19 protein-coding genes and 1 tRNA gene are annotated in these 23688 nt (G+C 65.8%); 1 reads left to right on the forward strand and 19 read right to left on the reverse strand.

From position 1 onward, the window contains the following. Position 1: 1 nt before the first annotated feature. From purH to D2E22_RS00915, 16 genes are all read right to left on the reverse strand, one after another. Positions 2-1636, reverse strand: a complete 1635-nt coding sequence (gene purH, locus D2E22_RS00840) for a bifunctional phosphoribosylaminoimidazolecarboxamide formyltransferase/IMP cyclohydrolase (RefSeq protein ID WP_126031230.1) — start codon at positions 1634-1636, stop codon at positions 2-4. Next, on the reverse strand, positions 1584-3002 hold the full coding sequence (locus D2E22_RS00845) for a cell division protein PerM (protein WP_126031231.1): 1419 nt from the start codon (positions 3000-3002) through the stop codon (positions 1584-1586). Before D2E22_RS00845 ends, purH begins: the two co-directional genes overlap by 53 nt. Beyond that, a complete protein-coding gene (gene sucD, locus D2E22_RS00850; protein WP_126031232.1) occupies positions 2999-3916 on the reverse strand; it encodes a succinate--CoA ligase subunit alpha in 918 nt (305 codons plus the stop codon). Before sucD ends, D2E22_RS00845 begins: the two co-directional genes overlap by 4 nt. Continuing rightward, positions 3913-5109, reverse strand: a complete 1197-nt coding sequence (sucC, locus tag D2E22_RS00855; RefSeq protein WP_126031233.1) for an ADP-forming succinate--CoA ligase subunit beta — start codon at positions 5107-5109, stop codon at positions 3913-3915. The genes sucD and sucC overlap by 4 nt, the downstream gene beginning before the upstream one ends. Positions 5110-5151: 42 nt before the next feature. Then, positions 5152-5733 carry an adenine phosphoribosyltransferase gene (locus D2E22_RS00860; protein ID WP_126031234.1) on the reverse strand — a complete coding sequence of 194 codons (582 nt, stop codon included), beginning with the start codon at positions 5731-5733 and terminating at the stop codon, positions 5152-5154. Positions 5734-5768: 35 nt separating this feature from the next. Then, the gene (locus D2E22_RS00865; RefSeq protein WP_126031504.1) at positions 5769-6209 is read right to left on the reverse strand and encodes a preprotein translocase subunit YajC; all 441 of its coding nucleotides are present in this window, start codon (positions 6207-6209) and stop codon (positions 5769-5771) included. 72 nt (positions 6210-6281) lie between these two features. Next, the gene (gene ruvB / locus D2E22_RS00870; RefSeq protein ID WP_126031235.1) at positions 6282-7364 is read right to left on the reverse strand and encodes a Holliday junction branch migration DNA helicase RuvB; all 1083 of its coding nucleotides are present in this window, start codon (positions 7362-7364) and stop codon (positions 6282-6284) included. 9 nt (positions 7365-7373) lie between these two features. Next, the gene (gene ruvA, locus D2E22_RS00875) at positions 7374-8000 is read right to left on the reverse strand and encodes a Holliday junction branch migration protein RuvA (protein ID WP_126031236.1); all 627 of its coding nucleotides are present in this window, start codon (positions 7998-8000) and stop codon (positions 7374-7376) included. Between the two features lie 44 nt (positions 8001-8044). Continuing rightward, positions 8045-8626 carry a crossover junction endodeoxyribonuclease RuvC gene (gene ruvC / locus D2E22_RS00880; protein WP_126031237.1) on the reverse strand — a complete coding sequence of 194 codons (582 nt, stop codon included), beginning with the start codon at positions 8624-8626 and terminating at the stop codon, positions 8045-8047. A 6-nt stretch (positions 8627-8632) separates the two neighbouring features. Next, positions 8633-9388 (reverse strand): YebC/PmpR family DNA-binding transcriptional regulator, encoded by a 756-nt coding sequence (locus D2E22_RS00885; protein WP_126031238.1) that lies wholly within the window; start codon positions 9386-9388, stop codon positions 8633-8635. Positions 9389-9442: 54 nt separating this feature from the next. Beyond that, the gene (locus tag D2E22_RS00890) at positions 9443-10642 is read right to left on the reverse strand and encodes a glycosyltransferase family 4 protein (protein ID WP_241218103.1); all 1200 of its coding nucleotides are present in this window, start codon (positions 10640-10642) and stop codon (positions 9443-9445) included. Between the two features lie 37 nt (positions 10643-10679). Further along, positions 10680-11681 (reverse strand): phosphatidylinositol mannoside acyltransferase, encoded by a 1002-nt coding sequence (locus D2E22_RS00895; RefSeq protein WP_126031240.1) that lies wholly within the window; start codon positions 11679-11681, stop codon positions 10680-10682. A gap of 9 nt (positions 11682-11690) precedes the next feature. Continuing rightward, the gene (gene pgsA / locus D2E22_RS00900) at positions 11691-12353 is read right to left on the reverse strand and encodes a phosphatidylinositol phosphate synthase (RefSeq protein WP_126031241.1); all 663 of its coding nucleotides are present in this window, start codon (positions 12351-12353) and stop codon (positions 11691-11693) included. 170 nt (positions 12354-12523) lie between these two features. Then, positions 12524-14602 (reverse strand): threonine--tRNA ligase, encoded by a 2079-nt coding sequence (thrS, locus tag D2E22_RS00905; protein WP_126031242.1) that lies wholly within the window; start codon positions 14600-14602, stop codon positions 12524-12526. 161 nt (positions 14603-14763) lie between these two features. Then, positions 14764-16356, reverse strand: a complete 1593-nt coding sequence (locus D2E22_RS00910; RefSeq protein ID WP_126031243.1) for an ATP-binding cassette domain-containing protein — start codon at positions 16354-16356, stop codon at positions 14764-14766. 227 nt (positions 16357-16583) lie between these two features. Continuing rightward, a tRNA-Gly gene (locus D2E22_RS00915) sits at positions 16584-16656 on the reverse strand. A gap of 162 nt (positions 16657-16818) precedes the next feature. Here D2E22_RS00915 and D2E22_RS00920 point away from each other — a divergent pair. Beyond that, the gene (locus D2E22_RS00920) at positions 16819-17343 is read left to right on the forward strand and encodes a GNAT family N-acetyltransferase (RefSeq protein ID WP_164518354.1); all 525 of its coding nucleotides are present in this window, start codon (positions 16819-16821) and stop codon (positions 17341-17343) included. Positions 17344-17421: 78 nt separating this feature from the next. On the opposite strand, the gene D2E22_RS00925 is transcribed toward D2E22_RS00920, so the two are convergent. From D2E22_RS00925 to D2E22_RS10705, 3 genes are all read right to left on the reverse strand, one after another. Continuing rightward, positions 17422-20805, reverse strand: a complete 3384-nt coding sequence (locus D2E22_RS00925; RefSeq protein WP_126031245.1) for a DUF499 domain-containing protein — start codon at positions 20803-20805, stop codon at positions 17422-17424. 80 nt (positions 20806-20885) lie between these two features. Next, complete coding sequence (locus D2E22_RS10700; protein ID WP_241218104.1) at positions 20886-22637, reverse strand: DUF1156 domain-containing protein; 1752 nt, start codon at positions 22635-22637, stop codon at positions 20886-20888. Between the two features lie 85 nt (positions 22638-22722). After that, the gene (locus D2E22_RS10705; RefSeq protein ID WP_241218105.1) at positions 22723-23649 is read right to left on the reverse strand and encodes a DUF1156 domain-containing protein; all 927 of its coding nucleotides are present in this window, start codon (positions 23647-23649) and stop codon (positions 22723-22725) included. Positions 23650-23688 lie beyond the last annotated feature (39 nt).

Genomic DNA, 23688 nt, shown 5'->3' on the forward strand with positions numbered 1-23688 from the left:
ATCAGTGGAAGAAGTGGCGCGTGCCGGTGACGTACATCGTCACGTTCGCGTTGCGCGCCGCCTCGAACACCTCCTCGTCGCGGATCGAGCCGCCGGGCTGCACGATCGCCTTGACGCCGGCGTCGATGAGAATCTGCGCGCCGTCGGCGAAGGGGAAGAACGCGTCGGAGGCGGCGACGGCGCCCTGCGTGCGGTTGCGGCCGTCGTCGAGCGTGTTCGCGCGTTCGACTGCGAGGTTCGCCGAATCGACGCGGTTGACCTGGCCCATGCCGATGCCGACCGTCGCCATGTCGTCGGCGATGAGGATCGCGTTCGACTTGACGCAGCGCACCGCGCGCCATGCGAACTCAAGGTCCTTGAGCGTCGCGGCGTCGGCGGGCTCGCCGGCGACGAGCTTCCAAGCGTCCGGCGCGTCGCCCGGCGCGTCGATGAGGTCGGTGGACTGCATGAGCAGACCGCCGTCGATCTGGCGGAACTGTCGCTTCGCCTTCGGCGGCTCGGCGACCTTGAGGATGCGCAGGTTCTTCTTCTTCGCCTGCAGCAGCGCCAGCGCCTCCGGCTCGTAGTCGGGGGCGACGATGACCTCGGTGAAGATCGGACGCACGCCCTCGGCCATCTCCAGCGTGACGGTCGCGTTCGTCGCGATGACGCCGCCGTAGGCGCTCATCGGGTCGCAGCTGTGCGCCTTCCTGTGCGCCTCGGCCACGGTTTCGCCGACGGCCAGACCGCAGGGGTTGTTGTGCTTGACGACGGCGACGGCGATCTGCGGGGCGAAGTCCCACACGGCGCGCCATGCGGCGTCGGCGTCCACGTAGTTGTTGTAGCTCATCGGTTTGCCGCCGAGCTGTTCGGCGTCGGCGAAGCCGCGCATGTTGAGCGGGTCGACGTAGAGCGCGGCGTCCTGATGCGGGTTCTCGCCGTAGCGCAGCACGTGTGCGCGGTTCCAGGTGCGCGTGAAGGCCGCCGGGAACTTGGCGATCTTGGCCTCCTCGACCGGGTCGGCGTCCGCCGCGGCGTTCCGGATCGAGGAGGGCTTCGGCCAGTGCGCGGCCGTCCATTCGCCGATCGTGGCGTCATAGGCGGCGGTGTGCGCGAAGGCCTTGCCGGCGAGCCAGCGGCGCTCCTCAAGCGAGAAGCCGGTGCCGTCCTCGATGCGCTCGGCGACGAGCGCGTAGTCGGCCGGGTCGGTGACGATCGCGACGGTCGCGCTGTTCTTCGCCGCGCCGCGCACCATCGAGGGGCCGCCGATGTCGATCTTCTCGATGACGTCGGCCTCGCCGGCGCCGGAACGCACCGTGTCGGCGAAGGGATAGAGGTTGACGATGACGAGGTCGAAGGGCTGGATGCCGAACTCCTCGAGCTGGCGGGCATGGTCCTCGTTCGTCATGTCGGCGAGGATGCCGGCGTGGATGTGCGGGTCGAGCGTCTTGACACGGCCGTCGAGGCATTCCGGGAAACCGGTGACCTGGGACACCTCCGTGACGTCCACACCGAGCTCGGCGAGCCTGCTCGCGGTGGAGCCGGTGGACACCACCTGCGTTCCGGCGTCGATGAACGCCTTGGCAAGGACCTCGATGCCGTCCTTATGGAAGACCGATACCAATGCCCGTCGTAGCGGTCGGTTCGTTGTCGTCACCTTGCTTCTCCTTTGGTTGCGGGGTTGAGTTCACCACTCGTGCGGTGAACGGCTTCTTCTCTGTGGGGGCGTCCCCGTCCTCCTGCTGCGAGGAGACGCGGCGCGCCTCGGCCGGGGCGCCGGAGCCGGACTCCGTGGCGCCGCGGCGTGCGATGAGCGTGCGGACGGCGAGGACGATGGCGGTCAGGAGCAGCATCGTGCCCCAGGCCAGGAACAGACCCGACGCGCACGGTCGCGCCGTGGCGTTGGTGGCATGGCGGACGTCGACGCCGACGGACGCGAGGTGCTTCGTGCCGAGCGCGCCGTCGGACAGCGCGTACAGCAGCGTGCACAGCAGCGAGACGACGGCGGACGTGATGCAGAACGCGCCCACCGGGTAGGCGTAGGCGAACAGGAGGTCGCGCGCGTCGGCGGCCTTCGCCTGCGAGGGGCGCAACCCGAAGCCGCGTTTGGCGATGAGCACGAGCAGGCCGAGTATGAACCCGACGGCGAGCGGGATGAGCGTCACACACAGGCGGATCGTCGGATCGGCGACCGGCTGCGGGAACAGGCGGAAGATCGGAAGGGCCGGCAGATGCGACGCCGAGCCCTCGGTGAGCGTGTACGTCGCGAGGTCGCCGATCGAGAACCCGGCGCCGAACAGCCAGGAGGCGGCCCACAGCATGAGGTTCGGCAGCCATGCGGCCGCCATGACGCACATGAGGATGCGCGAGCCGGTCTGCATGTGCATTGCGTCGAAGGCGGCGCCGACGGCATGGTGGCCGAGCGCTATCCATGCGATGACGGTGCCGAGGCCGCACAGCAGCACGATGGCGACGACGAGCACCCCGAGCCGCACGCCGACGGCGATGACATGACGGATCGGCGCGGAAAGGTGCGCGCGCAGATAGCCGCGCACCGGCTCGAGGCGGTCCCGGTCATGGACGAGTGCCCATGCGAAGCCGAGCGTGAAGACGATCGCGCCCTTGCACAGGACGAGGAAGGTCGAGTCGTTGAGCGCGACGGTCAGGCCGTTCTCGAGCAGACGGTCGAGCACCAGCCATGTGGCCAGGCCGGCGACGTAGCCGCGCGGGTCGGTGCCCATCCTGCGGAAGACGGAGCGGATGAGCGCGACGAGCAGGAAGGTGAGCAGCAGCGGGACGACGGTGACGACGATCGAGGAGGTGTGGAAGCCGACGCCTTGGGACAACAGCACGACGGCCTGCGTCAACGGCACCGTGAACGACGACATCGCGTCGCCGCCTTCCTCCATCGCGGCGACGAGGAGGACGAGCGCCATCAGGAAGCCGAGCGGCACGGCGTAGACGAGCATCGCCACGCAGGACGCGGCGATGCCTCGCAGCCAGGGGGTCAGCTTCCTGTTCATCCGAGCGCTGCCAGCGCCTCACGCATGTACTGCGCGGCCTGTGCCGGGGTCCTGCCCACGCGGATACCGACGGCCTCGAGCGCCTCCTGCTTGTCCTGGGCGGTGCCCTTGCCGCCGGAGACGATGGCGCCGGCGTGTCCCATCTGTTTGCCTTCGGGGGCCGTGAAGCCGGCGATGTAGGCGACGACGGGCTTCGTCATGTGCTCGCTCGCCCATCGCGCGGCGTCCTGCTCGGCGCTGCCGCCGATCTCGCCGATCATCATGACGGCCTTCGTGTCCGGATCGGCCTCGAAGGCCTCGAGCGCCTCCTGCAGCGTCGTGCCGACGATCGGGTCGCCGCCGGCGCCGAGGCAGGCGGTGAAGCCGATGTCGGACAGCTCGCCCATGAGCTGGTAGGTGAGCGTGCCCGATTTCGAGACGAGGCCGAGCGGGCCGCGGGCGACGATGCCGTCGGGGATGATGCCGAGGTTGACCCCGTGCGCATCCGCGCCCGACGGCAGCGTCATCAGGCCCGGGCAGTTCGGGCCGACGATGCGCACGCCGCGCTGTAGCGCAAGCTGGACGAAGTAGGCGCTGTCGGCGACCGGGATGCCCTCGGTGATGACGACGACGACCTCGAAGCCGGCCTCGACCGCCTCGACGACGGCGTCCTTCGCGAACCTCGGCGGCACGAAGACGACGCTCGCCTTCGCGCCGGTCGCGGCCTTCGCCTCGGCGCAGGTAGCGAACACCGGGACGTCGACTTGCGCACCGGAGGCACCCTCGAAGACGATCGACGCGCCGGCCTTGCGCGGGTTGACGCCGCCGACGATGTTCGTGCCCGCCTTGAGCATGCGCGCCGTGTGCGTCATGCCCTGATGGCCGGTCATGCCCTGGACGATGACGGGGGCGTCATCCTCGATGAAGACGGTCATTTGGTCTCCTCCTTCGCCTGCGCGGCGAGACGGGCCGCTTCGGACGCGGCCGTCTCCATCGTGGCCGCCACATGGATGTTCGGGATGTCCGCGTCGGCGATGATCGTCAGGCCCTCGGCCGCCGCGTTGCCGTCGAAGCGCACGACCATCGGCTTCGTGACGTTGAGCCGCTCGATGGCCTCGATGATGCCGAGGGCCACCTGCTCGCAGGAGGTGATGCCGCCGTACACGTTGATGAGCACCGATTCGACCTGCGGGTCGGACAATACGATCTCGAGGCTCTGGCACATCGTATCGGCCGAGGCTCCGCCGCCGATGTCGAGGAAGTTCGCCGGCTGGATGCCGGTCCCCTGCTCGACGCCGGCGAAGGAGACGGCGTCGAGGGAGCTCATGACGAGTCCGGCGCCGTTGCCGATGACGCCGACCTGGCCGTCGAGGTGCACGTAGTGCAGTCCGTGCTCGGCCGCTTTGCGCTCATAGGGGTCGGCCGTCGCGCAATCGTCGAAGCGCGCCCAGCCGTCGTGGCGGAACGCGGCGTTGCCGTCGAGCGAGATCTTCGCGTCGAGCGCGCACAGGCGCTTCGTGGATTCGTCCTCCGGATCGCCGACCTTGGCGAGCGGGTTGATCTCGACGAGCGTCGCGTCGTTGTCGTGGAAGCACTTCCACATCCTGAGCAGGATGTCTGCGGCTTGGTCGACGTCGGCGTGGTAGAAGCCGATGCTTTCCGCCATCGCGGTCGCGGCACGCCGGTCGAAATCCTCGAGCGCGCTGATGTGCAGGCGCTTGACCGACTCGGGATGCTCCTTGGCGATCTGCTCGACCTCAGTGCCGCCGTTGGCGGTCGCGAGCACGTCGAAGTCGCGCGAGGAGCGGTCCACGGAGATCGACACGTAGTATTCGTGCAGGACGGATTCGGCCTCGGCGATGAGCACGCCGCGCACCTTGTGTCCGTGGATCGTCATCGGCAGGATCTGCTCGGCGGCCCGCACCGCCTCGTCGCGGTCGTGGGCGATCCTGACGCCGCCGGCCTGGCCGCGGTGTCCTATCTTGACCTGCGCCTTGACGACGACCGGGTATCCGATCGTCTCGGCCGCCTGCGGGACGTCCTCGACGCGCTGGACGAAGATCGCGCGCGGTGTGTCGATGCCTTGTTCGTCAAGCAGCTGACGTGCTTGGTATTCGTATAAATCCATGGATTCCTCTTGAAACGGGCCGGATGGCGTGCGCGGCGATGCTCAGGCGGGCATCGCCAGCAGGGAGCTCGTCGGGTGGTCGCCGAGCGCCTTGACGCCGTCAAGACCCGAAAGCTCCATGATAAAACTAAAGCCGGCGACGACGCCGCCGCACGATATGACCAAATCGCGGGCAGCGGAGGCCGATCCGCCGGTGGCGATCAGATCGTCGACGATGAGGACGCGCTCGCCGTCACGGATCGCGTCGCGTTCGACCTCGACGGTGGCCTCGCCGTATTCGAGCGCGTAGCTTTCGCTCACTGTGGGCGGCGGCAGCTTGCCGGCCTTGCGCACGGCGATGAAGCCCTTGCCGAGCCGTTCGGCGAGTGCAGGGCCGAAGAGGAAGCCGCGCGCCTCGAGGCCGGCGATTGCATCGAATTCGTCGTTCGCGATCGGCAGGTTCGAGACGAGCGCGTCCATCAGGATGGACAGGCCGCGCGCGTCGGCGAGGACCGGCATGATGTCGCGAAACAGGATGCCCTCCTTGGGGAATCCCGGGATCGCGCGCACAAGCGAGATGAGATAGTCGGCATCCGCCTTGTCCATCGAGGTGGGGTCGGTGAGCGTGATGTCCGTGGAAGTCATGGTCGTCGGTTCTCCCCTGTGTCGGCGGTCGTTCGTCAGTCCTCGTCGTACGGCGACTTCGTGCTCGTCTCCTCGACGTCGATCTCGTCGCCGTCGTCGTCCGTTGCGCGTTCGCTCACCTGCGTCGTGATCTCCTTGGGGTTGGCGGCGTCGTTCTCGTCGTCCTTGACGAGCGGGTTGCCGTTCTCGTCCACGTCGTCGTCGGAGACGTAGGCGGGACGGATGTACTCGCGGCTGATGGCCTTCGAGGAGAATCGCAGGAGGCTGCCCTCCGAGTCGATGACGATCTCGTCGTATTCCTCGTCGACCTCGACGACCTTGCCGATGACGCCGCCGATCGTGATCACCTCGGTGCCGGCGCCCAGGTTCTTCCAGAAGCTCTGGCGATCCGCCTGCTGCTTCTTCGCCTTCCTCGTCTGGAACACCAGCATCAGAATCATGGCGACGAGAAGAACGATGAAGAAGATGATATCCATGCTCATGACAGGGCTCCTTGCAAGAGGGACGACCGTGGAAACGGTTGAAATGCAGTGTACGGAAGGTTCAGTCTAGAATAGCTTGCTGACATCGACGGCCGCGCCCTCGGGCGCCTCGAGCCCCAGATGCCCCCATGCCTTGGCGGTGGCGACGCGGCCCTTGGGGGTGCGCATCATGAAACCCTCGCGCACGAGGTACGGCTCGCACACGGTCTCGACGGTCTCCGCCTCCTCGCCGACCATCGCCGAGAGGTTGTTGAGTCCGACCGGTCCGCCGTTGAAGTTGCGGATGATCGCGTTGAGCACGGCGATGTCGAGGCGGTCGAGGCCTTCGGTGTCGATCTGGTAGAGCGCCAGCGCCTCCTTGACGTCCCCGGGCTCGACGATCGGCAGGTCGTGCACGATCGCCCAGTCGCGTACGCGTCGCAGCAGGCGGTTCGCGATGCGCGGCGTGCCGCGCGAGCGGCGCGCGAGCTGGTGCGCCGCGCCTTCGTCGAGTTCGAGGCCGAGCACCTTCGCCGAACGTTCGATGAGCTTCTCGAGCTCCTCGGTCGGGTAGAAGTCGAGATGGGCGGTGAAGCCGAAGCGCGCACGCAGCGGCGAAGGCAGCATGCCCTCGCGCGTCGTCGCGCCGATGACGGTGAAGCGCGGCAGCGTCAACGGGATCGATGAGGCGCCGGGCCCCTTGCCGACCATGACGTCGACGCGGAAGTCCTCCATCGCGATGTACAGCAGCTCCTCGGCGGCGCGCGGCAGTCGGTGGATCTCGTCGATGAACAGCACCTCGCCCGCGTCGAGCGAGCTGAGGATGGACGCGAGGTCTCCGGCGTGCTGGATCGCCGGGCCGGAGGTGACGCGGATCGGCACGCCGAGTTCGTTCGCCACGATCATCGCCAGCGTCGTCTTGCCGAGACCGGGAGGGCCGGCGAGCAGGATGTGGTCCGGCGGCACGTCGCGCTTGCGCGCCGCGTCGAGGAACAGCTGCAGCTGCGCCTTGAGCCGGGGTTGGCCGATGAAGCCTTCGAGGATGTGCGGACGCAGCTCCTCGTCGCTCACAGGCTCGTTGCCCATGGCGTTCGCGGACACCATGCGCAGCGACTCCTCGTTCGCGTTGCTGTTGTCCGCGTTGAAGACGTCGAAATCATCATTCGCCATGCGGCCGCCTCACCTTCCCCGGTCCATCGACGCCAGCGCGAGCCTGAGCACGTCGGCCACGGCGTCGTCGGACAGCGGCGTGGCGATGCCGCTGTCCTCGATGACGGCCTCGACGGCCTGCTGCGCCTCCTGCTGCTTCCATCCGAGGGACATGAGCCCCTCGACGACGCGGTCCGTCCCGGCGTCCTGCGGCATGCGCCGCTCGGCGCCGCGCTCCCCCTGCGCCGGCGCCGCGGACAGGTCGATCGACCCCTTGAGCTCGAGGATGATCTTCTGCGCGCCCTTTTTGCCCAGTCCCGGAGCTTTCGCGAGGGCGCCCGCGTCCTCGTCGCGGATCGCCTGGACGAGCTGGTCGCTCGGCAGCGTGGACAGCAGCGACAGCGCGACCTTCGGCCCGATGCCGCTGACCTTCTGCAGCTGCAGGAACATGCGGCGTTCACCGTCGGTGAGGAAGCCGAACAATGTGATCGCGTCCTGCGTCACGCTCATCGACGTCAGGACGTTCGCCGTCGAGCCGACGTGCAGCGAGGCCAGATCGGCGCTCGGCATCCGCACCTCGAACCCCATGCCGTGGACGTCGATGAGCGCCGTCGCCGCGTCGATCTGGACGACGACGCCGTTGAGCATGCCGATCATGCGATGGCCGCCTTTCATTGGTTTTCGAACAGATGTTCGGTAGTCTACATGCCTCTGCGGACGCCGCCGCGGCGCGAAGCGTGCTGGGCCGCCTGCGCCCACTGGCGCTGCGCCTTCGTCAGATGCTGTTCGCGTTCGCCGCCTTCGAGCGCGCCGGCCGGGCGCAGCGCATGGCAGATCGCAATCGCGAGGGCGTCGGCGGCGTCGGCGGGCGTCGGCGGCGCGTTGAGGTTGAGCAGCCGGGCGACCATGCGCTCCATCTGGACCTTCTGCGCCTTGCCGTTGCCGGTGATGGCGAGCTTCGACTCGGTCGGCGTGTGCAGCGCGACCGGTATGCCGCGCTGCGCCGCGGCGAGCATCGCGACGCCGGCGGCCTGCGCGGTGCCGAGGACCGTGTTGCGGTTCTCCTGCGCGAACACACGCTCGATCGAGACCGTGTCCGGGATGAACTCGTCGAGCTTGGCGGCGATGCCGTCGTAGATCGCCAGCAGCCGCAGGTCCTGTGATATGTGGGGGTCGGAGCGGACGACGTCGACGTGGATAAACGAAAGCCGGCGGGGTGCGCCGGCTTCGATCACGCCGACTCCGCACCGTGTCAGTCCGGGGTCGACTCCAAGGATGATCAACGGGGGTTACTCCTCGTCGAGCTGTGCCATGACCTCGTCCGAGGCGGTCCAGTTGCTGTAGATGTTCTGCACGTCGTCGAGGTCGTCGAGGTTGTCGATGAGCCGGGCGACCTTGCGGGCGTCGTCGAGCGAGAGCTCGACCTCGTTCTTCGGCATCATGACGAGGTCCGCGGAATCGTAGTCGATGCCCGCGTCCTGCAGCGCCTGACGCACGGCGGTCAGATCGGACGGATCGGTGACGACGGTGTAGGCCTCGCCGTCGTCGGTGACGTCCTCGGCGCCCGCCTCGGCCGCCTTCTCGAACAGGTCGTCGAAGTCGACGCCCTCGGACGGGACGACGATCGCGCCCTTGCGCTCGAAGTTGAAGCTCACCGAGCCGGTCGTCGCGAGCGAGCCGCCGCCCTTGCCGAGCGTCGAGCGCACTTCGGCGGCCGCGCGGTTGCGGTTGTCGGTGAGGCATTCGATGATCAGGCCCACACCCGCCGGGGCGTAGCCCTCGTAGACGATGTCCTCGTAGTTGGCGCCGCCGGCCTCCTCGCCGGAGCCGCGCTTGACGGCGCGCTTGATGTTATCCGCCGGCATCGAGGCCTTCTTGGCCTTGTAGATGGCGTCATAGAGCGAAGGGTTGCCGTCGGGATCGCCGCCGCCCTGACGTGCGGCGATTTCGATGTTCTTGATGAGCTTGGCGAACAGCTTGCCGCGCTTGGCGTCGATGGCGGCCTTCTTGTGCTTGGTGGTGGCCCACTTGGAATGCCCTGACATAATGCTCCTAGACAGGTGATGGATATTACGAAACGTGTTGATTCTAATGCGCTTCTACGACAAGGCGCCCTGCCCGTCGGCCAAGGCGCTGCGGTAGACGGCGAGCACCTCGTCGACGACGCGCTCCCAGTCGAAGTCCCCGGAACGCTTCAGACCGGCCTTCCCGAGACGGGCCCGGCGCGCCGGGTCGGCGAGCAGGGCGCATATGCGTTCGGCGCAATCGGCGGCGTCCCGGTTGGCGAACAGCTCGGCGTCGAGCCCCTGCTCGGTCACGTCGACGAAGGCCGGCAGGTCGGAGGCCACGACGGGGCACCCCGCCGCCATCGCCTCGGCGAGGACGATACCGAAGCTCTCGCCGCCGGTCTGCGGCGCCACATAGACGTCCAAGGACTTGTAGAAGCGCGCCTTGGCGTCGTCGTCCACACGTCCGAGGAACTCGAAGCGCTCGAGCAGCGCCGCTCCCCCGTCGCGTTCGGCGATGGCCTTCGCGGCTTCGGCGCCGCCGTCGCCTACGACGAGGAAACGCGCCCCCGGATGGCGTTCGAGCACCCGCGCCGCCGCGTCGACGAATACCGAGAACCCCTTGCGCTCCTCCTCGAGACGGCCGAGGAAGCCGATCGTCGGATGCTCGAGCGTGCCCTGCCAGCGCCTGTCCGGACGCGCGAGCAGATAGGAGGCGCGGTCGATGCCGTTGGGGATGACGTGGCGGCTGATCGAGACGGGCAGATAGTGGTCGGCGGTGCGCTGCGCGGCCGGCGAGACGAAGATCGCCTCGCTCAGCGGCTCCAGATACGAATGCAGATAACGCTGGAACAGGTGCAGCGCCTTCGGATACGGCTCGATGCTCGCGTGGAACGTGGCCACCATCGGCGGCGCGCCGCGCATGACGAGCGGCTTGTGGCTCACCGACGGCGCCTCCGGCTCATGCAGATGCACGATGTCGAATTGGCCTTGGCGCACCCAGCGCCTCGTCTGCAGGCCCGCGGCGAGGAAATAGCTCAGATGCGCCCATGAGCCGTTGTAGGGAACCGCGAACGACGAGCCGTTCGTCTGCACCCACAGCGGCATGTCCTTCGTGCGCCGGCCGGGAGCGAAGACCGACACGGAATGCCCGCGGCGCATGAGCGCCTCGGAGAAGTCGCGGATATGGTTCTGCACGCCGCCTGGCGTCTCGAACGAATACGGGCAGACGATGCCCACGCGCAACGGACGTTCGTCCGGGCGGTCGGTGGAGGCTGGTTCCTGCGAAGACATACAGAGCATTGTCGCCGACCGAATGGACTTCGGCCGGTCAGTGTCCGGCGCGCGCGGACTCGAGCAGCGACTCGGGCACGTCCTTGAGACGCCCCAGATCGAGGTCCTCGAGGAAGATCGGCTGCAGCATGTGCCAGTCCTCTGGATGCGCGGCGATGCCCCGCGTCCAGACGTCGACCCACGCCTGGCTGATCGCATGGATCGCCTCTTCGCGCTCGAGACCGCGGTACATGTCGATGTCAAGCGGACCGCTGACCTCGCACACATAGCCGTACGGGGTGCCCGCGGCACGGCGCCGTTCCGCGGAAAGCCGCTCACGGTACGTGTTGACGACGTACAGCGGCAGGCCGGTGTCGTAGGCGAGCGTCGCCGGCCCCCTCGCGACGCGGATCGTCGATCCGAAGGCCTCGACGAACTCGCCGTGCCGGCTCAGGTCGCGGTCCGCGAGCAGCGGTACGAGGACAGGCGGCCGGCCGAGCTCCTCCTCGAGGCGCTCGGTCAGATGCGGCGTGCCGGTCAGCAGGATGCGCATGCCGAGGCGCTCGCGGATCGAGACGAAGGCGTCGAGCATGTCCGGGTTGGCGAGCCGTTCGGCCACGGTCGTCACCGGCGCCACGTCGAACTGCGCCCAGAAGCCGTCATAGTCCCAGTTGCCCTGATGGCCCATCGCGATCGGCGCCGAGGAGGCTTGCCCGTTCGACGCCGTGAGCGCGATGATCGAATCGAGCCCGTCGCCGTCGCCGCGGATGCGGGCGAGCAACCGGGACCGGTCGCTCGCCCCGACGGTGAGCGCCTCCGAGAAGTAGGTGAAGTAGGAACGCATGCCTTTGCGCGAGAGCCTGCGCAGCCTCCGGGCGTCGACGGCGGCGTCGCCGGAAGCCGACCATGCGAGCACATGCCGCAGATTGCGTTCGAGCTGGCGGACGGATCCGATGCGCAGCAGCCACGCGGCGTCGGCGGCGGCGAGGAACGCCCCGCGCACGACGCGTTCGGGCAGCACGCGCGGATGGTTCGCGATCCATGCCATCGCATTGGCCATGTCGGACCCTCAGTCCTTGTCCGCGTTGTCGAGCGTGGCTTCGATCGAGACGCGGGCCTCGTGGATGCGCTGGCCGACGGTGACGGTGCCGAGCGCCGCGAGGATGCACATCGTCGCCATGAGCCACACGTCCTGATGGGTCAGGCCGCTGATCGCCATGCCGACGAGGATGATCGTCAGACGGTCGGAGCGTGTGGCGATGCCGCCCTTCGCCTCGGCGCCCACCGATTCGGCGCGCGCGCGGATGTAGGAGGTGACGAAGGACGTCATAATCGCGTAGATCGCGGCGCCCATGCCGACGAGCGCGACGACGTCGTAGCGTCCGCCGGCGAGCAGCGCGGCGTCGCTGCGCATGAGGAAGTAGATGATGACGCCGAGCAGCACGGCCCAGTCGGCGACGCGGTCGAGCGTCGAATCAAGGAAGGCGCCGAAATGGGTGCCGCCGTTCGTCAGCTGCGCGACCGAGCCGTCGAGCGAATCGAAGATGACGAGCAGCGTCATCACGAGGGCGCCCCAGAACAGCCAGCCGGTGATGCCGGTGGCGATGCCGACGACGATCGTGCCGATGGCGCCGATGACGGTGACGGCGTTGGCGGTCAGGCCGATCTTCACCATGCCTTTGGCGATGGGGTTGATGAGGCGCTTGAACCATGGTCGAAGCTTTTCCAGCATGATGTGTCGTTCCCCGGTGTGCTCGTGCGGCTCCCCGTTGGAGCCTTCCGTACATGAAGCATAGAAAAGGACGCCGATAACCGGCGCGTTCGCGGCCGGCCGTCCGTGCGCGGGCGCGGGAAGGCCGGGGCTCGGACGGCCTTCCCGCGCCCCGGCCTTCGCTGATGGGTCTACTCGGCGTCGGTGCCCGGGACGCCGGACTCGACGTCCTCGGCCGGCTGCCCGGTCGCCTTGCGGAAATCGTCCGCGCTATTGACCTGGACGCGCTTGGCGATGACCTCGAGGATCCACGCCTTCGCCTGATCGACCGGCACGCCGTTGAGCTGGCTGCCGTCGCGGAAGCGGAAGCTCACCGCGTCGTTGTTCATATCCTCCTCGCCGGCGATGATGATGAACGGCACCTTCGACTTCGAGGCGTTGCGGATCTTCTTGCCGAAGCGGTCGTCGGACAGGTCGGTCTCGACGCGCACCATGTCCTCCTCGAGGGAGTCCATGAACCGCTGCAGGTGCGGCGCGAACTCGTCTGCGACCGGCACGCCGAGCGCCTGCACCGGCGCGATCCACACCGGGAACGCGCCCGCGTAATGCTCGAGCAGGATCGCGAAGAAGCGCTCGATCGAACCGAAGAGCGCGCGGTGGATCATCACCGGGCGCTGGTGCGTGCCGTCCGGCGCGATGTACTCGAGCTGGAAGCGCTCCGGCAGGTTGAAGTCGAGCTGGATCGTCGAGACCTGCCACGTGCGGCCGATCGCGTCACGCGCCTGCACCGAGATCTTCGGGCCGTAGAACGCGGCGCCGCCCGGATCGGCGACGAGCTCGAGGCCGGATTCCTCGGCCACCTCGGCGAGCGTGTTCGTCGCTTCCTCCCAGATTTCGTCGGATCCGACGAACTTGTGCTCGTCCTTCGTGGACAGTTCGAGATAGAAGTCGTTGAGGCCGTAGTCCTTGAGCAGGTCGAGGACGAAGGTCAGCAGGCTCTTGAGCTCGTCGCGCATCTGCTCGCGCGTGCAGTAGATGTGCGAATCGTCCTGCGTCAGGCCGCGCACTCGCGTCAGGCCGTGCACGACGCCGGACTTCTCGTAGCGGTAGACGGTGCCGAACTCGAAGAGGCGCAGCGGCAGCTCGCGGTAGGAACGCTGGCGCGACTTGAAGATGAGGTTGTGCATCGGGCAGTTCATCGGCTTGAGGTAGTAGTCGAAGCCCTGCTTGACGATGTTGCCGTCCTCGTCCTTCTCCTCGTCGAGGTGCATCGGCGGGTACATGCCGTCCTTGTACCACTGCAGGTGGCCGGAGGTCTCATACAGGCCTCCCTTCGTGATGTGCGGGGTCTGCACGAAGCTGTAGTGGTGCTTGCGGTGCATCTCGCGCGAGTAGTCCTCCATCGCGTTGATGATGGCGGCGCCCTTCGGGTGGAACACGGCCAGGCCCGGTCCGATCTCCTCCGGGAACGAGAACAGGTCCATCTCCTGGCCGAGCTTGCGGTGGTCGCGCTTGGCGGCCTCCTCCATGCGAGTCTGGTAGGCCTTGAGCTCGTCCTTCGTCGGGAACGCCACACCGTAGATGCGCTGCAGCATCGGGTTCGCCTCGGAGCCCTTCCAGTAGGCCGCGGCCGCGCGCTCGAGCTTGAACGCCTTGATGAAGCGCGTGTTCGGCAGGTGCGGCCCGCGGCACAAATCGGTCCACACGACGTTGCCGTCTCGGTCGACGTTGTCGTACATGCTCAGCTCTTTGTCGCTGATCTCGACGGACGCCTCGGTGCCGAGCGCATCCTCCTTGTCCTTGATGAGCTCGAGCTTGTACGGCTGGTCGGCCTCCTCCTTGAGCGCCTCCTCCTCGGTGACGACGCGGCGGGAGAAGCGCTGCGCGGACTTGATGATGCGCTGCATGTGCTTCTCGATCGTCTTGAGGTCGTCCGGCGTGAACGGGTCGGCCACGTCGAAGTCGTAGTAGAAGCCGTTCTCGATGACCGGCCCGATGCCGAGCTTGGCGTCCGGGCGGATCTCCTGCACCGCCTGCGCCATGACGTGCGTCGCCGAATGGCGCATGATCGCGATGCCGTCCTCGGAGTCGAGGGCGATCGGTTCGACGGCGTCGCCGTCCTTGAGCGGCGTGTAGAGGTCGCGCGGTTCGCCGTTGAGGCGCACGGCGATGATGTTCTTGTCGTCGGCGAACAGCTCGACGCCCGTCTGGCCCGCATCCACCTCCTTCGCTTCGCCGTTGACCGTGATGGAGATGGTGTTCTGTGCCATGGGTTTCGTCCTTGTCTATCTGGGTCCGCGGTACAAGGTGCAGACCTGGACTGTTGGTTACAGGTACATAACCTAGGGTTCAGCGCAGACAACAACCCGCTTGTCCCGGCGGTCGGGCGTCGGCGCGTGCCGACGCCCGACCGCCCGCGGCTCCGGGCGTCTCACATGCCGGCACCGCAGGCCTCGTCGAGGAACCACCGCTCATGGCTGACGACGACGAGCGCGCCGGGATAGCCGCGCAGGAAGCGTGCCAACGCCTGCTTGGAGTGCAGGTCGAGATGGTTCGTCGGTTCGTCGAGCACGATGAGTTGCGGGCCCGACAGCAGCCCGCAGCACAATGCGAGCTTCTGCGCCTGCCCGGGGCTCGGTTCCTCCCCGCGCATCAGCCTGTCGGGGTCGTCGTTGAGCTGCGCGAGCATCGACAGCACATGCGCCTTGTCGTCCGCGCCGAGGCCGTGCAGACGCGCGAGCAGCCGCGCATGGGCGTCGGCGTCCGGGATCTGCCCGATCGTCAGCGTCGGCACCATGTCGTCGACCGATTTGAGCAGCGCACGCACAAGCGTCGACTTGCCGGTGCCGTTGGCGCCGTCGATGCCGATATGGTCGCGCGGGCCGACGCTCAGATGCGGCACGCGGATCCCGCGGCCGCCCTGCGTGACCGCGCCCATGCCGTCGATTGCCTGTGTATGCCAGCGTGCACCGTCGACGGTCAGTTCGCATACGGCGACGCAGCCGTCGTCGGGGGCCGCGCCGTCGAACCGCAGGATGCCGGATTCCGCATGCGCGATCTGACGGCGCGCCGACGGCGTGATGTCCACGAGGATGTCGCCGTCGTAGCGTTTCGCGTCCGTCTCGATCGCCTCGGCCTCGCGCCGCGCCGCCTCCAGGCGGCTGCCGAGCGCGCGGTACGCCGCCGCGCTCGCCTTGTCCGCCTGCTTCTCGTTCCATTTGTGCGTGTTGCGCGCGTCATGGTCGTGGCGGTCGATCAGATGGCCACCGTGCTTGCGCGCGGCCGCGGCGTCCATCATCGCGCGTCGGCCGTCTCGCGCGCTCTCGAGCGCGCGCCGTTTGCGCTGCGCCGCCTTGAGCTCGTCGTCGGTCTCGGCGCAGCGCAGCTCGCGCGTCCGGTGCGCCTTCGTGTAACCGCCGGCGTAGCGTTCGAGCACCGTGCGGTTGCGCCCGCCCATGTGGCGACGGACGAACATCAGGCATTGCGTGCAGGTCGCATCGATGAGCTCGACGTCGTGCGAGACAAGCACGCCGATGCCGCGGTATGCGCGCATCGCCGCGGCGATCGCGTCGCGGGTGCCGGCGTCCACATGGTTCGTCGGTTCGTCGAGCACGAGCAGATCCGGCGCGCCGTGCAGTGCGCACGCCACCTGCAGCCGTTTGCGCTCGCCGCCCGAAAGCGTCGCGAAGCGGTAGGGCCAGTCGTCGCCGATGCCGAGCGTGTCGCGCAACGCGATCGCCTCGGGCGACCAGTCGTCGCGCAGCTCGTCGAGATTCGCCGGCTCGTGTGCGCATTCCTGCTCGCAGTAGGCGGCGACGAGCGTGGAGGGCGACGGGTTGACGGCGCCGCGCGTCGGCGTCAGCGCGCCGCACACGATGCGGGCGAGCGTCGTCTTGCCGCAGCCGTTGTCGCCGAGCAGCGCCGTCCAGCCTTGCGGCAGCGACGCTTCGACGCCGTCGAACAATGGTTCGGGCGCGCCTTCATAGATATAGGAGACGCCGTGCAGATTGAGTGTCGTGGCCATGTCGGGTTCCTTTGCCGATATGGCGTGCCGTCAGAACGAACAAGCAGACGGTGAATGAGACCGCGGTGCGCCTGCCCGGACCCGGACGTGCGCAGAAAGAACACGGCGGCACGCGGGACGTGACCGGCCGACTGATTCATTCACCGCACTCAGATCCGCAAGTGTCCGTTGACCTCCCATGGGAACGCTCCCCTGGCATATCGGGAAACGTGATATTGATCGATGAGAGCGGACAACGGGACTCGAACCCGCGGTCTCGACCTTGGCAAGGTCGCGCTTTACCAACTAAGCTATGTCCGCATGTGCACGGCGCGACATGCATCGCACAGGCACGAGTCGTTACTCTACCGGATATCGTCGCCCATGCCAAACCGGCGTGTCATACGTGCGCATGCGCGTGTTCAGCCGTCACCGAACGCGCGTTCCTACACTGGAAGGAAACGAGCGAAAGGAGCATACTCCATGCCGATGATCGAGATGTCCCGAAGCGCCGACGTGGCCACGATCCGGGACCTGAGCGTCGAGACGTTCGCGCAGACCTTCGCCGCACTCAACACGCCGGAGGACATGGACAAGTACGTCGCCGACCATCTCTCCCCCGACGTGATCCGCCGGGAGGTCGACGATCCGGACTCGACGTTCCTCGTCGCCACCGTGGACGGCGTGCCGGCCGGCTACATGAAGGTCAACGTCGGTGCCGCGCAGACCGAGAAGATGCCCCACGACCATATGGAGGTTCAGCGCCTGTACATCCTCAAAGCGTTCAAACGCCATGGACTCGGGACCAGTCTCATGCGCGCCGCCTTCGACATGGCGCGCGCGCAGGGCAAGACGAGGATATGGCTCGGCGTATGGGAGCACAACGACCCGGCGATCGCGTTCTACAAGCGTTTCGGCTTCACGCAGATCGGCTCCCACGACTTCGTGCTCGGCGAGGACAGGCAGACCGACCTGCTGATGGAGGCGGTCGTGCCGGCGCAGGGGTGAGATATCCGTGGGGCGCCGTTCATGTGGTGGCCGCACCGCATCGTCATACGTATGCGGCCATCACATGAACGCCTCGTGTCAGTCCTCTTCGAAATTGAAGTCCTGGACCTCCATGTCCTTGGAGGCATCGGTGATGCGTTCGACGAATTCCTCGTCGAATCCGTCCGGCCTGTATGCCTGCACATCCAGTTGCAACGTGACCTTGGCGCCTACGAGACGAAGCTGGTCGAGGATCCGCTCATTGAGCTGGGAGATGGTGCGGTTCGGCATCTGTTCGTCCAATCGCACCATCGCGAAATACCGCGTCTTGAGCGGATGCGGGACTTCGGTCTCCGTGGCGGGCTCCTCTACACCTGTCTGTGGTGCCAGGTTCCGTGCATGGAAATCATCCACATTGGAATCCTTGGTCGCGTCCTGCATAGCTTGTTCGTCATGCGTATATTGCTCCATCGCGGTGTCCCAGTCTACGATCAACGTGGAGTCGGAGACATGGAAGATTCGCTGCGAATCGGTTATTCCGGGAATGACGAGCTGTTGCAGATGTCCTGTCTCCTTGTCGCGGCCTGCGGCGACCGCGAATCGGAGCTCCGCCTCCATCACGGTGCCGGGCATCGCTTCGATGCAGTCGTCGAGCACCGCCTTTCCGGTCAGGCGCGGCATGTAGACGAACCGCGCCATGCACGACCAGACGTCGGCAAGCGGCAGCGTGCCGTCCTCGAACTGCGATCGCATATGCGCAAGGACGTCCATAGACAGCGTGGACGCGTCCATCGTGCGCAGCAACGCCTGATTGTCCTGCGCCTTGTCGCCCATGCGCCGTGCGATGCTTGATTCCGGATCGTCGACGACGTTCACCTGACGCAGCTCGTAGGCGGCGTTCGTCTGGAGCTGCTCCGGATACACCAGATAGATGTAGGCGTTGCGGATGCTGCCGTGCAGCGCCTGTTCGCGCTGCTCGACCTCCAGTCGCGCCTGGGCCTTGTTCGATTCGGTCAGATCGAGCGCATTGCTGGACTCGAGCACCTTCTTCCAACCGAGGTACATGCGCGTGTCATCCTCGACCATCGACATCCTGTCACGATCGGCAGCGGCGAACATCACCATGTTGCGGTTGCGCCGCTGCGCGCCGTTCGCCTCGTCGACGGCCTTGCGCATCCACCGCATGCCATCGGATCGCCGGTCGGCGTTGCGCGAGATCGCGTACCGCGGATGGTCGATCACCAACGTGCAGGCGTCGGCGTCGGCGATCGAATCCTCCGACGTCGGCGCCACCGTCACCTTTGCGAACATGCCGCGATTGGCTGCCGTACCCTCCTGCTTGAGGAAGGAGACAATCGCGTTGTACACCATCTGCGGATCGTTCCTCAGCGCCTCCGCCGACTCCTGTGCCTCCTTGGCCATCGATGGCGAGGTGCCGTAGCGGTACCGGTTGTTCTCAGCGAAGAAATAGGTGGAGTTGGCGGCCAGTTTGTCGATTGCCCCGGGATAATTGCCGGTTTTGTCCCCCGGCATGACGGTGCCGATCATCAGCTGCTCCGCCGAGATGCCCTTCACGGCCATCGCGGCGCGCGGCGCCGAATCCATGAAGACGGTGTGGGCGATGCGTTCAGCGAGATGACGCGCTCCCAATGGCGCGACATCGGCGTCGATCCGCGCATCGGTCGCATCCTCCCCGGTGATGTCGGCGTCGAGCACCGGCAGCCAATGCCCTTCAAGATACTGGGTGAGATTGGAGCGCACGCTTTCATCGGCCAATGGCACATTGCCCGGCAGGATGAGCGGGCTTGTATCGTTCGAGGCCCACAGCGCGCTGATGATCGAGGAGACGAGCGTCAGCACGCCGCGGGTGCGCTGGAAGCCGTCGAGGCTCGACCAGTCCTCATACAGGCAGTCGAGCAGCGCCGGATGCAGCGGATAGGATGCGCTGATGCGCCGGCGATAGTCGACCGTCGTCACATCCGAAGGATACAGCGTGGGATTCTGCTGATACATGCGTATGAACTGCGCTGCGGTGATGTCGATCTGCTCCTGCGCGGCGGCGTCGGGCTCCTCGAACAGTCGGCGACGCACAATCTCGAAAGATTCGTCACGGCTTGATGGCTTCCATTGGTCGGCCTCTCGCCGCACGATGTGCTGCAGCCGTTCCAGAGCCTCATGGCCTTTGCTGCCGCCGACCTCGGAGCTGGACGCAGCGTCGTCGGTATCCGACGCGGGAATAGAGATGAGCAGCATGCAGCGCGGTTCGGCGGCCACCGCCTCCGTAAGCGCTTGGGCGAAGGTGAACTGGTTGTCGAAGGTGCCGCCCTGCAGGTCGTCACGTCCGACGAGCTGCCGGGCATACGCGACCCATTCGTCGATCATGATCAGGCACGGGCTGTAGCGGTGCAGCAGTTCGTCGAGCAGCGCGCCGGGGGGCGTGGCGTTCCGGTCGTTCTCGGCGATCAGGTCGTAGGCTTCCCTGCCGCCGAGCTGCCATGCCAGTTCACCCCAGATGGTGTGCACGACGGTGTCGTCCTCTTTGACGTTGCCGCTTCCCGCGTTGAGCTTCGTGCCGACGATGGCGACGCGGCGGATATGCCCCGGTTCCCAAGGCTCCACACCGGCGTCCATGGCGATGTCCTGGACGTCCTGCGGCAATTCGGTGACCTTCGTGTCGCCGAACAGGTGGTACATCGCCAGCATCGAATGCGTCTTGCCGCCGCCGAAGTTCGTCTGCAGATTGACGACCGGCGATCCGCCAGTGCCGGCGACGAGGCGTTTGACGCCACGCAGCAGCAGATCGTGGAGGCCTTCGGTGATGTAGGTGCGTTTGAAGAACTCGATAGGGTCGCCGTAGGTCGCGTCGGCATCGTGGGTCACGGCGACTGTGTAGAGGTTCGCGGCGAATTCGGATGCTGAATAGGTGCCGTTCGCCACGTCGGGGCGAGGCATGATCACTTCGCGCCACGCTTTGATGCCGCCTTCCGGCGCTATCGTGTATATCTTCTTGCGCATCGTATCGCGTGTCTTCTGCCGGTAGATCTCGCGCTGCAGATCGTCCTTCATGATCTGGACGTCATGGGCGGAGTCGGGTGCGTCGAGTGCCTCCAGCAGCAGCTGCGTCGTGGTCAGCATGCGCAGCGTCTCATCATTGGTGAACTGCTCGTCGCTGTGGGCCCAGCGGTTGCGGAATTCCCGCAGTTCCGATGCGTACGCCTGCTGATAGCGTTCGAGGATGCCGTTAAAGTCACGGCCGAAGGTCGTGATCGCGCGCAACTGGACCGATACGTCGTCCTTGCTGAGCTTCAGCGGGTTGCGTCCCATGCGCTGTGCATCCTCCCGCGCCCACGCCTCCGGCCAATCCTGCGTACCGAATCTGCCGCGCATGACGCCATCGACCGGATCGTGTAGTCCCTCCTGCAGGAAATGCAGCGCATTGGCGACGCGCTCCTTGTTGTTACGAGGCTTGGCGACTTCTGCCATGGCCTCCCCCTTTCTCTGTTGTGATGGATGTGTGGTTGTCCCCTACGGACAACGAACGATGATGGACGATGAGGAACGCGCTATCCGACGAGCACGCCCTGCATCGTCTCATGGTTTTGCGCCTTCTGCGTGGCCCGGGACGCCAGTTCGCTCCATATCGACACCAAGGCGTTGAACTGCTGCGCGCATGCACCGTCGTCACGTTTCTCGGCCTCGTGGAACATGCGGAACACGAGCATGCGTACGACGTCCAACGCGATGCCTTTGCCGATGACTTTCGCGATGGCGTTCTCGGCGGCTTCGGCTCCGTCGCGCTCAAGGATGCCTGTCAGTCTCATCGCCACCTCGAACAGACTCGTGTGGACGTCGGTGGCGGGATCCCACGCTTCGGTCATTGCGGTCGGCTGACGCAGCCACGCATCCCCGCCTCCGGTGCTCAGGATGCCGCCGGATTCCAGTTGGGCGACCGATGTGCCGTTCGTACGGGCCAGCTGGTCGGCGATGCCGGAGTCCTGATGGCTCCAGCCATAGGCCTCATACCATTTGACGGCGAACCGCGTGTCGGCGTCGTAGCCGGTGCCCTCCTCGCCCATCACCTCGTCGATGATCTGGTTGATGAGCTGCAGCGCCTCCTGCACCGACATATCGGTGCCGTCGGGCTGCCGGATGTGCGCGTACCGTGAATAGACGCTGATGCCGGGGCCGATCGCCGCCTGGCTCAGGTCGACGGGGCTGATCTCGGATGCGATGATCGTGCGCAGCCGCTGTGCCAGTTCGCTGCGCAGCAGATTGTTGAATATACGGGCCGTAATCGTTTCCGCATCATCGGGACGTGGGCGGCAGGCCAGGACGATCGACGAGGCCAGAGCATTGGTGCCTTTGGAAAGCATGCGGTTTGACAGTTCACTGCGTACCGGCCATGTTGCAGTGATTTCCCACCCCGCCTTGATCAGTCCATCGAGCAGCGCGTACCATCCGGTAGATGTGCCGGTCTCGTTGTCCTTCTGCTTGTATGCGTAATACACCGTCATCGGCACATCGGTGCGCGCGGTCTGCCGTATATGCGCGAACACCTGGTTGAAACCGTCGGTGAAGAACCTGGCAGCCCCATCCTTGCCTCCATGGCGGTAGGGGTTGGCGACGAGCTCTTGGGCCTTTGGCGTCATCATCGTGGCGGTCACCGACGGCAGGACATCGGCGAGCATCGGGCGCAGCCACACATAGAAGTAGTCGGATAGATCCGAGTATCCGATGTTGTCATAATACGGAGGGTCGGTGGACACGACGACATCGGTATAGTCGCGCGTTGCCGCATCGGCCTGATGGGCTTCGCTCAACGGTTTCGCCGGCACATTCTCCACGGCTTCGGCAACCCATTCCACTTGCCCGAGGAAATTGCCGGATTTTGTAGAGAACGGGTTGGCTTCGGCGTAATCCCATGTCATCGGAATCGCTTGCCGAGAAAAAACGTTGCGTATTTTATTACAACCAGAGTCCCAACTGTTGATCGAGGAGCTCCTATCGGTTTGCCTACTGACAGCAAGCGCGAGATAGACTGCGATGGCATCGGCATAGGCTTGGGCGCCGTCGCCACCATCATCGAGTGGCGCACCCAATGGCATCCCAGCGTTCAGCGCGTCATCCACCACCTGCTGCCGGACGGTGGCGACAGTCTCAGCCAATGTCGTCAATACCGTCAGCTGCCGATTCGTGAACAAATCGGCAAACTCCGTCATACCATATCGAAAGACATTGATTCTACCGGGCCAATCAAAAATAGCGCCATTTGGATAATACGTTGGCTTATCACATTCAGCAACTGTCTTTTGCATATTGGAAGGCGAACAATATAGCCGCCCGGTACCTCCGTCGGCGACGACACCGATGAGTTGTGCTCCCAATCGCCCTGCACGTCCTTCAGCGCGTATATAGGAGAAGTCTATGGGGGTTCCATCCACGATGGACACCGCGCCACGACGATTGACGGTCCCCCTCTTCGTCTCCCGTCGGCCCGTCGGCGCTGTGCTGCACTTCATAGCGGATCGAGCCATCGTCGCTGACAACCGGTTTGACCCATGCCTCATGGCCTTTCTTTTTCGAAAGCCACCATGAACGCACGAGTGGCACGGGTATCGGATTGGCTGGATTGGGGTTGGTGACGGTGCGCGCCCAGATCCATGCGATGACGGTATGTTCGGCACCTTGGTCATCTTTGACCTTCGGATACAGATGCCCTACCTGTGCGAAGGTTTTGTCGCGCAACAGCCTGCCATAATACCGGATGTCGTCGGCCAGCCCCTCGGCGCGGTTGCGGTCTCGAACATCTTCGCCCGGATGGACCGATTCGTTGCCGCAGAACCGGGAGGGGAATTCAATGAGCGCTTTGTTGATGATGACGGCGAGTGGGTTCAGATCGGACCCATGCGCATGCGCGCCAAGGCGCTGAGCTTCTAATGGAATGGCACCCCCCCCCGCGAAGGGGTCAAGCACGTCAGGGATTCTGCCTCCGTTGGAGTCGAGGATCGCCTGCTCCGCGTCGCGGTACAGTTCGGCGTCGTCGCGGTTCTCCCATACCGCCATGCGTTCCATCAGCTCATGCAGGCGGCGACGCTCCGCATCCTGCTCTTCGGTTGTGGCGAAGCGTTCCGGATGTGATGCCGGATCGTCCACCAGTTGCGCGAACAGAATCGTGCGCGTTGTGGCGAGTGGACGCCTCGCCCAATACAGATGCAACGTGGATGGCAAGCCATGCCGCAGGGATTTTTCGCGCGCGGATTCGGCGTTGATCTTCGACAACGGTATGCCGGTCTCGATTAGTTTGCGAGGACGGGATTCCCCGGTCATGGTTATGCCTTCCTATCGACGGACATTCTTCATAATCTC

This window comes from Bifidobacterium castoris, from assembly GCF_003952025.1.
Lineage (GTDB): Bacteria > Actinomycetota > Actinomycetes > Actinomycetales > Bifidobacteriaceae > Bifidobacterium > Bifidobacterium castoris.

Bases quoted from the DNA above. Each gene is read 5' to 3' on its own strand.
- D2E22_RS00845 (WP_126031231.1), bottom strand. From the start codon at position 3,002: ATGAACAGGAAGCTGACCCCCTGGCTGCGAGGCATCGCCGCGTCCTGC.
- sucD (WP_126031232.1), bottom strand. From the start codon at position 3,916: ATGACCGTCTTCATCGAGGATGACGCCCCCGTCATCGTCCAGGGCATG.
- sucC (WP_126031233.1), bottom strand. From the start codon at position 5,109: ATGGATTTATACGAATACCAAGCACGTCAGCTGCTTGACGAACAAGGC.
- D2E22_RS00860 (WP_126031234.1), bottom strand. From the start codon at position 5,733: ATGACTTCCACGGACATCACGCTCACCGACCCCACCTCGATGGACAAG.
- D2E22_RS00865 (WP_126031504.1), bottom strand. From the start codon at position 6,209: ATGGATATCATCTTCTTCATCGTTCTTCTCGTCGCCATGATTCTGATG.
- ruvB (WP_126031235.1), bottom strand. From the start codon at position 7,364: ATGGCGAATGATGATTTCGACGTCTTCAACGCGGACAACAGCAACGCG.
- ruvA (WP_126031236.1), bottom strand. From the start codon at position 8,000: ATGATCGGCATGCTCAACGGCGTCGTCGTCCAGATCGACGCGGCGACG.
- D2E22_RS00885 (WP_126031238.1), bottom strand. From the start codon at position 9,388: ATGTCAGGGCATTCCAAGTGGGCCACCACCAAGCACAAGAAGGCCGCC.
- D2E22_RS00890 (WP_241218103.1), bottom strand. From the start codon at position 10,642: ATGTCTTCGCAGGAACCAGCCTCCACCGACCGCCCGGACGAACGTCCG.
- D2E22_RS00895 (WP_126031240.1), bottom strand. From the start codon at position 11,681: ATGGCCAATGCGATGGCATGGATCGCGAACCATCCGCGCGTGCTGCCC.
- pgsA (WP_126031241.1), bottom strand. From the start codon at position 12,353: ATGCTGGAAAAGCTTCGACCATGGTTCAAGCGCCTCATCAACCCCATC.
- thrS (WP_126031242.1), bottom strand. From the start codon at position 14,602: ATGGCACAGAACACCATCTCCATCACGGTCAACGGCGAAGCGAAGGAG.
- D2E22_RS00910 (WP_126031243.1), bottom strand. From the start codon at position 16,356: ATGGCCACGACACTCAATCTGCACGGCGTCTCCTATATCTATGAAGGC.
- D2E22_RS00920 (WP_164518354.1), top strand. From the start codon at position 16,819: ATGCCGATGATCGAGATGTCCCGAAGCGCCGACGTGGCCACGATCCGG.
- D2E22_RS00925 (WP_126031245.1), bottom strand. From the start codon at position 20,805: ATGGCAGAAGTCGCCAAGCCTCGTAACAACAAGGAGCGCGTCGCCAAT.
- D2E22_RS10700 (WP_241218104.1), bottom strand. From the start codon at position 22,637: ATGCAAAAGACAGTTGCTGAATGTGATAAGCCAACGTATTATCCAAAT.
- D2E22_RS10705 (WP_241218105.1), bottom strand. From the start codon at position 23,649: ATGACCGGGGAATCCCGTCCTCGCAAACTAATCGAGACCGGCATACCG.